The 14,402-nt window shown below is 63.0% G+C and carries 3 protein-coding genes; all 3 read left to right on the top strand.

Features of this window, described 5'->3' with window-relative positions:
* Positions 1-5 precede the first annotated feature (5 nt).
* The 3 genes from AC24GY_RS24490 (at position 6) to AC24GY_RS24500 (ending at position 14,396) form a co-directional block, all read left to right on the top strand.
* A complete protein-coding gene (locus tag AC24GY_RS24490; RefSeq protein ID WP_487688298.1) occupies positions 6-11,438 on the top strand; it encodes a filamentous haemagglutinin family protein in 11,433 nt (3,810 codons plus the stop codon).
* A gap of 24 nt (positions 11,439-11,462) precedes the next feature.
* The gene (locus AC24GY_RS24495) at positions 11,463-13,217 is read left to right on the top strand and encodes a tetratricopeptide repeat protein (protein WP_487688302.1); all 1,755 of its coding nucleotides are present in this window, start codon (positions 11,463-11,465) and stop codon (positions 13,215-13,217) included.
* A gap of 366 nt (positions 13,218-13,583) precedes the next feature.
* Complete coding sequence (locus tag AC24GY_RS24500) at positions 13,584-14,396, top strand: hypothetical protein (RefSeq protein ID WP_487688304.1); 813 nt, start codon at positions 13,584-13,586, stop codon at positions 14,394-14,396.
* Positions 14,397-14,402 lie beyond the last annotated feature (6 nt).

Consider the following 14,402-nt stretch of genomic DNA (forward strand, 5'->3'; position numbering starts at 1 on the left):
TTGTCATGACACCTTTTGCCACTTTCCGACGTCTCAGGAAGCGCCATGCCGTGTCTCACACGGTCGGCGTTTTCATCATCTCAATGCTCGTGGCCTTGCAGCCGGTGCAGGCGGATATTCTGCGTGGCGGCGGGGCAGGGGCCTCGCCCGCAGTGACTACGCCGGGCGTGGATCCCGTAGCCACTGCCGAGGCGGTGAATGCCGGGCGCGCCAATGCCAGCGACATCCTCGTGCGCGCCGCAGAGGCTGCTCACTCCATGCAGCTCATGCAGGAGGCCGCGCGTGCGCTGGCGGTCAGCGGTCCGAATCATCTTGCCCCCACGCTGCCGGACGTCCCCAATGGCCTCACCACCGGCGGCCTTGTCGTAGATCCTGCAGTGGCTGCCAATGCAGCCCTGTGGTCCGGTGCCAACCAGCCCACTCAAGCGACCAGTGCAGGCCACACCACCGTCACGGTGCAGCAGACGGCGCAGCAGGCCCTGCTGCAATGGCAGACCTTCAACATCGGCAAGGACACCACGCTGAAGTTTGATCAAAGCGCCGGCGGAGCCAACGTCGGTCAGTGGATCGCCTTCAATTTCATCAATGATCCCACCGGCAATCCCACGCAGATTCTAGGTTCCATCGAGGCCGCAGGGCAGGTGTATGTGATCAATCAAAACGGCATCATCTTCGGCGGCAGCAGCCAGGTGAACACCCACACGCTGGTGGCCTCCTCACTGCCCATCAACACAAACCTCATCAGCCGTGGTCTGCTCAACAATCCCGACGCGCAGTTTCTCTTCACCGCACTGGCATTGCCCGCGGGTGGTGATGGCACTCCCGCGTTCACGCCGCCTGCCGCGCCTGCGGGCGGGCGCATCGGCGATGTAACCGTGCAGGCCGGCGCGCAGATCGAAGCTCCCACCACCGATGCCAACGTGGGTGGTCGTGTCATGCTGGTGGGACCGAACGTGACAAACAACGGCTCCATTTCCACGCCAGACGGCCAGACCATTCTCGCCGCCGGATTGCAGGTGGGTTTCACCGCCCATGCCAGCACGGACGCCAGCCTGCGCGGACTGGATGTGTATGTCGGTGCCGTGGTGGATCCGGCCTCGCTCATTCCGGCCTATGCCGGAACAGCGACCAACAGCGGCGTGGTCGATACACCACGCGGGAATGTGACCGTCACCGGCAAGGAAGTGAACCAGACCGGCGCGATCACCAGCACCACCTCCGTCGCGCTGAACGGACGCATTGATCTGCTGGCCAATTACGGCGCGCTCTCCAATACCAACGCACAGACGAAGGCGACGAATCCCTTCCTCTTTAACAACTCCGGCCACGTCACCATCGGCGCAGGCAGTGTGATGCAGATCCTGCCAGAGTGGGCCAGCACGGAGACCGTGGTCGGCACGGAGCTGGCGCTGCGTTCCCAGATCAACATCCAGGGCCTCACCGCCTACTTTGGAGCCAATGCCACCGTGCTGGCACCCAATGCACTCGTCAGCGTGGAGGCAGGTGTGTGGGACTACGTGCCCGGCACTCCGCCGCAGAGCTTCTTCATCCACAATGGCGGTCAGATTTATCTGGATGCTGAAGCCGTGATCAACGTGGCCGGTTCGTCTGACGTCAATGTGCCCGTGACGCAAAATCTCATCACGCTGCAGCTGCGCGCGGCGGAGCTTGCGAATTCACCCCTGCAGCGCAACGGCGTGCTGCGCGGCCAGACCATCACGGTGGACATCCGCGAGACCGGCATCTACAACGGAAAAGCCTGGGTGGGCACGCCGCTGGCGGATGTGTCCGGGTATGTGAACCTCATCCAGCGTACCGTGGGTGAACTCACCACCGCAGGCGGCACGGTCAATCTGCACGCCGGTGGTTCGGTGGTGGTGCAGAACGGGGCGGAGATCAACACCTCGGCTGGCTGGATCAACTTCACCGGCGGCACCGTCCAGACCACGAAGGTCATCACCGGCGGCCTCATCATCGACATTTCGGATGCCACTCCCAATCTGGTATATGATGGCATCCTCGACAGCGCCACGATGGTGAATGATCTCACCTGGGCCGTCTCCACCACCTTCAATCACTCCATCATTCCCTCCACGTCCTACCTGGACCCGGGCAATGTGCAGGGCGCGGACGGAGGACGGCTCCACATCACGGCTGCATCGGCTGCGCTTGACGGGCGTTTTCTCGGCGTCACGATTTCCGGCCCTGCGCAGCGTGGGATCGGGCCCGCGCCAGGTGAGTTCAGCCTGAAGTTTGAAGCCCAGCGCCTCACCCGCAGCAGCTATCCGGTGTTTTCGCCCACACCACCCACGGTCACTTTCCAATCCGGCGTGGTGCAGGCACCTGCCGCCGCCTTTGCTCTGGACGGCACAGGCAGGCCGCTGGCCCTTAGCGCGGCTCGTCTGGCGGATGTTTTTCTCTCACCGGAATTGCTGACAACGTCCGGCTTTGGCAGCCTGACCGTGAGCAACGGGGAAGGGCGCATCATCGTTCCTGAAGGCGTGTCTCTTGCCGCCGCGCTGCACGGAGACATCACTCTCACCGGCGCGAATCTGGACATCCTGGGTTCCCTGAGCGCACCGGGTGGCAGCATCCATCTCACGGCGTTGAACATCTCACCCGCGCAGGCGGCTGATCTGAGCCTGCTCGGAGATCTGGCCGTGGAGCCGCCGCCGAATCCAGGGCGCGGCGTGCTGCTGCTAGGAGCAAAGGCTCGGCTCACAACGGCGGGCACCTTAACGGATGACAGCACCACGAATCTGGACGTCACGCGCTCCGCGTATGTCACCACCGGTGGTGTGATCAGCCTCAAGGCCTACAGCGCCAGTCTCACCACCGGCAGCGTGGTGGATGTTTCCGGCGGAGTGTACCGAAACGCAGAGGACGAAGTTTCGTTTGGTGATGCAGGAGCGATCACCATCCACGTCGGCCAGGACCCCATCGTGCAATATGTGCGCGGCGGAAGCTTCACGCAGTTTGGCTCCACCCTGCTGGGTTATTCCGGCGCGGAAGGAGGCACGCTGGATGTGCTGGCACCGCTGCTGCAGGTTGGGGGCGCAGCCCTGCGCGCCGACTCGCTCGTGCTGCAGCCGGAGTTCTTCACGCGCGGCGGCTTTTCACACTACAAGCTTTCCGGACTGGGTGCGCCGTCTGGCGGCGGAGCCGGTCAGTTTTTGCCGGCGGTTTACATCGCTTCCGGTGCGGTCATTCAGCCTGTCGCAGACAGCTTCACCCTGTCGCAGGGGCCGGTTCTGGGCACCACCCTCGTGCGTCAGCCTGTGGGACTGCGCAGCGCGATGAGCCTTGAATTCGCCGCCCCCGGTGTGTCCGGCGTCGCAGGCCTCGATGTGCGTGGTGACATCCTCCTCGATCAAAATGCCGCCATCATCACCGACCCGCACGCCTCAGTGACTTTGAACGGACAAACGGTGACTGTGCTCGGCAGGATCGAAGCCTCCGGTGGCAACATCACCATCAAAGGCAGCAGCGATTCCTTCCCCCTGCTGTTTCCTGACCAGACCCGCGCGCTGACCACCGTTTACATCGGCTCTCAAAGCGTGCTCTCCGCCAAAGGCACCACGGTGCTGGTGCCGGACGAGTTTGGCCGCAAGGTGGGCTCCGTTCTCGCCGGTGGTGACATCACCATCCACGGAAACATCGTTGCCGCTGCCGGCGCGGTGATGGATGTGTCGGGTTCCAGCGACGTGCTGGACTTTCATCCCTCCGCCGCCAATCCACAGATCACCTATCTGGTGCCACCCACCAGCGGCCTCACCACCCCTCTCTTTACCATCCAGCCAGTGTCTGTCCGGGTGGACAGTGACGGCGGCAGCATCAGCTTGGAAGGCGGGCAGTTGCTGGCATCAGATGCCACGCTGCGCGGCTTCGCAGGCGGGACCACCGCGCTGGGCGGTACGCTGTCCGTCTCATCCGGCCGCTTTTACATCCCTCTGGATCCGCAGCCGCTGCTGGACACCAACTTGATCGTCAAGCAGGGCGGACTCACCATCCAGACACTGCTGCCTGACAACGCCACCGCCATCGGCCGTGCGTTGCAAGGCGCGGGCGGCTCCGCCCTTTTCAGCCGTGGGTATTTCACCGCCGACTCGTTCAACTCCAGCGGCATGGATTCATTGATTCTCGCTGGCAAGACTGAGTTCAGTGGTGCCGTCACCATCAATGCGCGCGGCACAGTGTCGGTGGGCGCGGCAGGATTCCTCGTCGCCGATGCGGCAGTGGGAATCAATGCATCATCCGTGATTCTGGGCGCTTCCTTCGTGGTGCCGGTGCTGCCGGAAGATGCCGCCTCCCAGGTGCCGTTTACCGGTACACCGCCGACCTCCGGCACCGGCAGCCTGAATGTGAATGCCGGGCATGTGGAGGTGGGTTCACTCGCGCTGCGCAATATCAGCACCGCCAGCATCTCCGCAAATGCAGGGGACATCGTGGGCAATGGCGTGCTGACCATCGCCGGCCAACTCACGCTCACTGCTGGTCAGATTTACGCACCCACGGCATCGCAGTTCACGGCCGTGGCTTATGGTGCGAGTTCCTCCATCACCACCTTGTTTTCCGGCACCACGCGGCAGCTTCCGCTTTCCGCCGGCAGCATCCTGAGCCTGTATGCCACCACCATCAATCAAGGCGGCGTATTGCGTGCACCTTTTGGCACGATCAATCTCGGCTGGGACGGCACCGGCACGGCTCCGGTGGATCTGCTCACCGGCGGCACGCTGTCCATGCCGGTCACCACGCAGCTCACGCTCGCGGCAGGCAGCGTCACCTCCGTTTCCGCCATTGATCCCATCAGCGGCCAGGGCGTGGTCATTCCCTATGGCGTGAGTTTTGACGGCACCTCATGGATCGACCCGCGTGGTGTGGACATCACTGCCAGCGGACTGCCGGAGAAGATCATCCATGTTTCCGCCAAAAACATCACCACGAATGCCGGATCACTGGTGGATCTGCGCGGCGGTGGCGATTTGATGGCCTATCGCTGGATTCAAGGCAACGGCGGCACGTTCGACATCCTCGCCACCGAAGGCAGCTTTGCCGTGATCCCCGGCTACCAGGCCGACTACGCCCCGTTTGCCCCCTTCAACAACGATGTGAAAGGCAGCACGCAAACGCCCAATCTCATCCTGCCCGCAGGCAAGGGGTATGCCAACAGCACGCTTCATGTCGGAGACCGCATCTACCTTACTGCCAGCAACAATCTGGCAGCGGGTGTTTACACTCTGCTGCCCGCGCGCTACGCGCTGCTGCCAGGTGCCGTGCTTGTCACGCCCAAGGCGGGCGCCGCGCCCGTGGGCACCCAGGAGCTGCCGGGCAACGTCAGCCTCGTCTCCGGTTATCAGTTCAATGATTTGAACACCTCGCGCACGGTGCCCACGCTTGCCTCGCGCTACGAAGTCATCGGCCAGTCCGTCATCAATGCCCGCTCCGATTACGATCTCTTCTCCGCCAACACCTTCCTCCAAAACAGCGCCCTGAGCCTGAATGTCACTGTGCCGCAACTCCCGCAGGATTCCGGCTACCTGCTCTTCCAGGCGGCGCAATCCATGAGCCTGCTCGGCAGCGTGGCCTCCGTGCCTCTCAATGCCGCGGCGCGTGGTGCCTCCATCGACATCACCGCGCCTCTGAACATCTCCATCACCAGCAGCGTGGGTGCTTCAGTTCCAGGCACCATCTCGCTCAATGCCGGCGTGCTCAGCGCTTTCGCCGCAGACAGCCTGCTCATCGGTGGCCGCCGCACGCGGGATGCCACGGGCTTCAGCATCACCACGCAGAGCACCAGTGTCACGGTGGACAATGCAGGCGCGGCTCTCCGTGCGAAGGATGTCACCCTGGCCACCACCGGAGTCGTGAATCTGGCCGCCAGTGCTCAGATCTCTTCCAGCGGCACGGCTTCCAGCACCGCCGATACTTTCAATCTCAGCGGCAACGGCTCTCTCGTGCGTGTCTCCCAGAGCACGGCCGCTCCCGTCATCCGCACCGGCACCACCAACGCCGCTGGGCCTGCGGTGAACATCGCCTCAGGCGTCCAGCTCACAGGTTCCAGCATCGTGCTGGACACCACGGGCATCACCACGCTTGATCCCGCCGCGACGCTCAGTGCCGGCAGCTACGCCCTCAACAATGCGCGCATCAGCCTCCAGTTTGACAATCCCGGCGCGCTGCAGTCTTCCCCCGGCCTCGTGGTGAATTCCGCGCTGCTCAGCAGCCTCGGCGGTGCCACCTCACTTTCCTTGCTGAGTTATTCCTCCATCGACATCTACGGCACCGGCACGATGGGCGGTGCGGCTCTCGCCTCGCTGAATCTGAGCGCTGGCGAAATACGCGGCTTCAACCAGGCCGGTGGCACGGCGGTGATTCAAGCCCGCGACATCTTGCTCAACAACGCCGCCAATGCCGTCGCTGCCGGTGGGGTGACGGCGGCCACGGGCCAGCTCACCTTTGCAGCCACGACCCTGCGTCTGGGTGTGAATCAGCTCTCCATCGAGCAGTTTACCACGGTGAATTTAAACGCCGCGCAGAGCCTCACGGGACAGGGCGCCGGCGGACTCAGCGTGCAGGGCGCGCTGGTGGCTCGCACACCGCTGGTCGTGGGTGCCTCCGGCGCGGTTCGCACCCTGGCGGCCACTGGCAGCCTCTCACTGCTTTCTTCCGGCGGAGTGGTGGTGCCTGCGGGCGGTCTGGGATCAACGCTCAGCATCACTGGGGCCAGTGTGCAAATCGCCACGCCGGTGTGGCTGCCCAGCGGTTCCTTCTCCGCGCTCGCCACCGCCGGAGACGTGACGGTGGCCGCAGCGCTGGATGTGTCCGGTTCCGCTCAGTCCTTCTTCGATGTCACCAAGTACACAGATGCCGGAGCCGTCAGTCTCACTTCAAACACCGGCAATGTCGTGATCACCTCGCAGGGCAGCATCAACGTCTCTGCCAATCCGCTGTCTGGCAATGCCGGCACGCTCGCCGTTGCCACGCCCACCGGCTCATTCACCATCGGCGGCACCTTGTCCGGCCAGGGCGGCGCGGGTGGAAAAAACGGCATGTTTGTGCTCGATGTCGCTGCACTGCCCTCGCTTGCCAGCTTGAGCGCAGCGCTCACCGCCGCGTCCTTCACCTACAGCCAGAATCTTCGCGTGCGCACTGGCGATGTCGCTGTGGACGGCACCGTGAAGTCCTCCAGCTTCAGTCTGGCGGCGGATCAGGGCGGCATCACCGTCAGCGGCACCATCAATGCCTCCGGCACCACCGGCGGCACCATCAGCCTCGCCTCGCGTGGCGATCTCGTCCTGACAAACGGCTCTCTTCTCACCGTGGCGGCCCAGAAATTCGACAGCGCAGGCAAAGGCGGCCAGATCAACTTGGAATCCGGCACCCAGCTCAACGGAGTCGTCGGCACAGGCCGCGTGGACATTCGCACAGGCTCCACCCTGAATCTTTCCGTCGCCGCCAAAGTCGCAGGCTCCGAATCCACCGTGGGATCCAGCGCCTACCAGGGCCAGTACAGCGGCAAGCTGCACATTCGTGCACCGCAGAACACTACATTCAACAACGTGCTCATCAATCCGATCAACGGCACCCTCATTGATCCTTCGAGCATCGTCATCGAGGGCTACCGCCTCTACAATTTCACCAGCGCCAATGCCATCATCCGCGCCGGCACGACCACCATCGCGGGGGAGGCCATCAACACGACGACGCTGCAGACCCAGGCCACCTCGTGGTTTGGCGCAGGCAATGTGAACTACACCACCATGTTCAATGCACTGCTGGCCAACAACACCTCGCTGCAGGGCGTGTCGGTCATCGTGCCCGGCATCGAAATCAGCAACACCGTCGGCAGCATCAGCTTGGGCACAGCCACGAGTACTTCCGTTTCTGACTGGGATCTCTCCACCTTCCGTTTCGGCCCCAACAGCGCCCCCGGTGTCCTCACTTTGCGTGCCTCAGGCGGCATTACCTTCTTCAATGCCTTGAGCGATGGCTTCACGCCATTTGCCACCGCGCCCGCCGGCCAGCAGTTGTGGCAGGGCCGTCCGATGACCGCCTCCGCACTGCTGCCCTTCAACACCCAGAGCTGGAGCTACCGCATCACCGCTGGAGCTGATTTTTCCGCGGCCAATTTCCGCGCCGTTCTGCCAAACATCACCAAAACCGGTGCTGGCAGCAGCAATGTCATCACGGTCAGTGATGTGACGGGCGTGGCCGTCGGCCAGGGCGTGGTCGGCTTGAATATTCCCTCCGGCGCTGTCGTCACCGCCATCAATGGCAACCAAGTCACCCTCAGCCTTTCGGTCACCGCCGCCATGCCAGCCAATACCACCATCACCTTTGGCCGTTCGGTCGTGGTCGGCAAGAGCGGCGGCACCATGGTCGCCAGCGGCGGCAACAATGCGCTCACCGGAAACGTCATCGCTTCCGGCAACGGGCTGTACCAGGTCATCCGAACCGGCAGCGGAGACATCGACATCTCGGCGGGGCTCAGCGTGCAGCTGGCCAATCAGTTTGCCACCATTTACAGCGCCGGCACCCGCGTCACCGATCCCACGCTCGGCGGAACCTTCCAGGTGCAGGGTCTCACTCAGGTCGGCGGCACGGACACCCTGGGGGCCGCCCAGCAGAACTACGGCGCTTTCTACAGCGCGGCAGGCGGCAATGTCACCCTTCAAGCCGGGGCCAACATCGAACGCACCGGCGTCAGTTCCTCCCGCGAACTGCCCAACAACTGGCTCTACCGCCGTGGTTATGTCGATCCCGTCACCGGCCTGTTCCGCCCCACCGGAGCCAGCACCACCATCGTGGGCTCCACCACTTGGTGGGTCGATTACAGCAACTTCTTTGAAGGCGTCGGCGCGCTGGGCGGCGGCAACGTCACGCTCACCGCAGGGAACAACATCGTGAACATCGATGCCGTGGCCCCCACCAATGCGCGCATGAGCAACGGCTCCGCATTTCCAGCCACCTCTCCCCAGGCTCTCGCAGTGAATCAAACCATGCTCGAACTTGGTGGAGGCAATCTCACTGTGAGCGCCGGGAACAACATCGACGCCGGAGTTTACTACGTCGAGCGCGGGCAGGGCGTGCTCGACGCTGGCGGCCAGATCACCACCAATGCCACACGCTCTCTCGGCGTCATCAACACCAGCACCGGTGCCAATGCGGTGCTGAACTCCAACGCCTGGCTGCCCACCACCTTGTTTGTGGGGAAAGGCGGCTTTGATGTCACAGCGCGTGGCGATCTTCTGCTCGGGCCCGTGGCCAATGTCTTCCTCCTTCCACAGGGCGTGGGCAACAGCTACTACAACAAGACCTACTTCTCCACCTATGCGGCAAACAGTTACGTCAATGTCTCCAGCCTCGGCGGCACACTGACCCTGCGCCAGAGCGCCTATGTGCAGGGGGCCGTCACTCCGCTCCTGCAGGCATGGGCCAGCACGCAGCAGTTGCTGGGTGTCGCTGCCACTTCCTCCGGCTTCTCCCAGCCCTGGCTGCGTCTGGCAGAGACGGACGTGACGCCCTTCAGCACCATCGTCTCCCTGCTGCCACCGACGTTGCGCGCCACCGCCTACAATGGGGACATCAAGCTGGCTGGCAACGTCACCCTCTTTCCCTCCGCCACCGGCACGCTGGATCTCCTCGCACGCGGCGCGGTCAATGGTCTGCAGCCGCTGGGCATGAACACCAGCACCGGGCTCATCACCTGGGGCACGGCCAGGATCAATGTCTCGGACGCCAATCCCGCCTCCATCCCCGGCATCAGCAATCCCTTCTCCTACCTCAGCCTGTTCACCAATCCGGCTGATCGCACCACCGCCCAGTTCAGCCAGACCAAAGTCACGCTCAAGTTCCTCGATTTCATTGACCGCCTGTTCAGCGAATCGGGTGCCACCCTCGGCACGAATGCCGTCCTGGCCAGCAGGCAGGCACGCCACACCCAGGGGCTCCTGCATCTCAATGACACCGCGCCCGTGCGTCTCTACGCCGCAGGCGGGGATCTCACCGATCTGACCTTGTTCGCACCCAAGGCAGCGCGAGTGCTGGCCGTGCGTGACATCAGCGATGTGGCGCTCTATTTGCAAAACCTCTCCGCCCAGGATGTCTCCGTCGTCTCCAGCGGGCGTGACATCATTGCCTACAATGCCAGCACGCAGTCCCGTGTGACGGCCGCCTCCGCGCCCAATGAACTCAATGCCCTCACCGGCGGCGTCCTCAGCGGCGACATCCAGATCAGCGGCCCGGGCACGCTGCAGGTGCTCGCCGGACGCCATCTGAATCTCGGCACGGGCTCTCGCGATGAAGCCTCCGGTCTCGGACTCGGCATCACCAGCATTGGCAATGGCCGCAATCCCTTTCTGCCTTTTGCCGGTGCCAGCATCGTCGCCGGTGCAGGCATTGGTTTTGCCGCCGGATTGAGCAGCAGCAGCCTCGACTTCACCAGCTTCATCAATACTTACATCCTGGGGCCGGACGGTGCAGACTATCTCGCGCAGATCACCTCGAACTCCGCCGCGCCAGTCACGCCCGCCAGTTTTGCTTCGCTGCCCGTGGAGGAGCAGCGGCGCATCGCCCTGGAAGTTTTCTATCTCGTCCTGCGGGATGCCGGGCGTGACGTCAACACCCTCGGCTCCGCGGCCTATCAGGACGGCTATGCCGCCATCCAGTCCCTCTTCACGGGCACCGCGTGGAGCGGGAATATTTCCACGCAGTTCCGCGACATCCGCACCAAGAACGGCGGCAACATCAGCCTCTTCGCACCGGGTGGCGGTCTCACCCTCGCCTCCTCCGTTCCTGCGGGCACCACGCCCGGCATCCTCACTGATGCCGGCGGCAGCATCTCGATCTTTGCCCACTCCAGCGTCAATCTCGGCATCTCGCGCATTTTTACGCTCAAAGGCGGCAATGAAATCATCTGGTCCAGCACCGGGGACATCGCCGCAGGTTCTTCTTCCAAAACCGTGCAGGCCGCACCACCCACGCGTGTCATCATTGATCCGCAGAGTGCCAACGTCGCCACGGATCTCGCCGGTCTTGCCACCGGCGGCGGCATCGGCGTGCTCGCCTCCGTCAAAGGGGTGCCTCCCGGCAGTGTGGATTTGATCGCACCGACCGGTGTCGTGGATGCGGGAGACGCGGGCATTCGTGCCACGGGCAATCTCAACATCGCCGCCAATCAGGTGCTCAATGCCAGCAACATCACATCCGGTGGCACCTCCTCCGGCACTCCAGTGTCCTCCGTCTCCGCTCCCAACATGGCCGCCGTGGCTTCCGCCGCAAACGCAGGCGCCGCCACCTCCAATGCCGCCAACGCCACCCAGACATCCCAAAATCAGCTCCCGCTCAATCAGCAGTCGCTGCCATCCATCATCACCGTTGAAGTGCTCGGCTATGGCGGCGGGGATGACGACGAGCGCCGGGAGTCGGGAGCCGAGTGACCTGACACTTTTGGATCATCTGTCATGAACGCTCCTTCTGAAGAATCACCCACGACCACACGGCGAAATCCGTCCGAGCTTGCTTTGCTGGGAGGATTTGGCCGAACCGTCAAAGTGCTCGGCGGAGTACTCATCCTGCTGGTCATCGGCCTGCTCTTTGGCCGCAAAGCATGGAAAGCCAGCCAGCGCAATGAGGCGCGTGCGCAGGTGCAGGATGCGAGGCTGGCGATTGATAAAAAGGAGTGGGCGAATGCCGCCGAACTCATCCGCCATGCCAGGGCGGTGCTTCAGGAAGATCCCGAACTCCTCCGCGTTCTGGTGGACTATCTCGACAAGACAGGGCTTGATCCCGTCCTCGAGATCCAGGCTCTCCAGTCTTTGCAGGCGCAGGGCCGTCAGCAGCCCGGAGATGTCATTCTCGCCGGACGTGCGCACGTGCGCAAAGGCGACCTCGTGGCCGCACGTGACGTGTGGCAAAAACTGCCCGCAGAGCAGCAAACGACCCCGGACGCCCTCAAGCTCAAAGCTCAGATCCTCAGCCAGGAAGGCGGCGCAGAGGCGTCGGGAAAGCTCCAGCAGCTCGCCACCCAAAAATCAGCGGACGATCCTCAATCCGCCCTCATGATCGCGATTCGTGATCTTGAGAGCGGCTATCCCGCCATGGCAGCCTCAGGACGGGCACGCCTCTGGCAGTTCGCAAATCGGGACGACGAAGCCGGAATGCAAGCCATCCGGCACCTGCTGACAACGACAGGGCTGACCGTGGCCGAGGTGCAGCAGCTTCAGCAACGGCTCCAAAAACATCCTCAAACAACGCTGGCAGATGAACTGGGCGCGCTCTCCGCCCTCATGCGCCTTGATCCAGCGCGTCGCTCACAGCTTCTCGATGAAGTGATCGAGCGCCGTCAGGACGCCGGATTCGAAATCAAAGTGGTCATTGCCCGCTGGCTGGCCCAGGAGAAAGAGCATGAACGACTGACCAAGCTGCTGCCGGCGCAGCGCATGATCCAGTCCAATGAGCTTTTTCCCATCTACCTTCAGGCGCTGGCCGAGTCCGGGCGCTGGCAGCAGATGCACGAACTGCTCAAGCGCCCGCAGGGACTGCCCATGGCCGTGGAAGGGATCACCGTCTGGCGGGCGCTCGCCAGCAGCCGTCTGCAGCCGGATCTCAAGCAGGCGGCTGCAGAATTGAAGCTGGCCATCAAGCAGGCTGCCAGCACGAAAAACTTCGGCCCTCTGCGTGCCGCCGCCCAGGTGGCTGAGGATCTGGAAATGTGGGACATTGCCATGGAAGGCTACCTGCAGCTCGCACAACCGGAAAGCCCGCAGGAACTCGACATGCTGGAAAAATGCTGGCAGATCGCCGGGCGTCTGGGGGACTCCGGCCGCCTGCTCAACACCGCCCGCAAACAAAGCTCCCTCCGCCCCACCAGCCGGTATTTTGCCAGCAGGCTGGATTACCTCAGGCTGCTGCGCGGGGAGGAGATCGAGTCCACCGCCAGTGATCAGGGCGTGAATCGTGCCGACGAAAAAGGTGGCGGCACTCTGGAGGCGCTGGTGGCCGCCATGAAAGCCTACCGCCTCGGCAATGCCGCGCTCACCAAAGCCAGCCTCATGCAGGTGCGGGATGCCGCGTCTCTGCCTGCAGGACAGCGTGCGGTCTATGCAGGCCTGCTCGCCTCGGTGGGGGATCCTGCACGTGCTTATCAACTGGCGGAGAAAATATCTTCCACGCTTCTCATTGCCGAGGAGCAGGCGTTTCTGCGCAAGGCGCTTTGAGCGGCGGGCGTGTGCCCTCGGTGCAGCTCTGGAAAACTGCCTGTTTTTTTGCAAATTCCTACTCGACAGGTCAAATTAAGCGGCTACTGAATCCTGACTCAAAAAGTATGAGTTAGAATCCCGAGGTGTCCACGCCAGGGAAGCGGCTGATCCTGACCATGGAAAGCCTCCACAACGACTTTGAACCCATCCATCCACCCTGCTGCGGGAAGGTGCTGGGCCTTCAGGGTTACTGAACCTCCAGCAGGCATTTAGGACGACCCGCCCAGGGAGTTCAACCAACCAACGGACCCCGGTTTCCTGCCGCATTGCCACCAGGCAGTGGCACCCGCCTCGGTCCACTCATCCAACAATAAGAAACATCCTATGAAAATAAATCGAACATCCTGGCTGGCTGCAGGCCTCTCCCTGCTGCTGGCTTCTTTCGTGCCGGCGGCGCGGGCGGCGACCGTCGCATATACCACTGGGGACCTCGTCCTCGCCTTCCGTGCGGACGGTGGAACGGGGACCTCGCAAAGTCTCTTGATCGACATCGGTGCCGCCTCCCTCTACAACGCCGCAGTTGGCAATCCGAACCTGGTGCTCAATGTGGGGACCTTCGGCGCGGATCTCGTCTCCACTTATGGTGCCAACTGGTATGACCGCACGGATCTTACCTGGTCTGTCTTCGGTGCCAACGACACGTCAAGCCCCAATGCCATCCTCTATGCCTCCCGTGCTGAGACCACTTTTGGTACAGCGGCGAGTGCTTGGCCGACATTGACCGACCCGGGGGACCGCACGAACACACGCACAAACATCTCCCAGGTGACCTCCGCCTTTGCCGGTCTGGATGCCACAGCAAACAGCTCGGTCTCGGCCTTGCAGACCAACTCATCTGACCCCGGCAGCTACAGTCAGCAGGTGACGTTTGGTTCCACAGATTTTGGCAGTCTCAGCCAGTGGACCAACATTCAGGGCAACTTTGGTAGTGGCACTGAGGCGCTCAGTCTGTTCCGCCTGACCGGCTCTACCACCAACCTTGGTGCATTCACCATCTCGGATGCGGGTGCGGTGACTTTCAGCGGCACGTCGGTCAACATTGCCGGTGCCGCCCCCGAACCTTCCAAGACCGTCTTCTCCATGCTGGGGGCCACCGTGCTGCTCATGCGCCGCCGCCGTCCTGCCGCGCGCGCTTAATGCCCG

Source organism: Prosthecobacter sp. Pr1 (genome assembly GCF_057652315.1).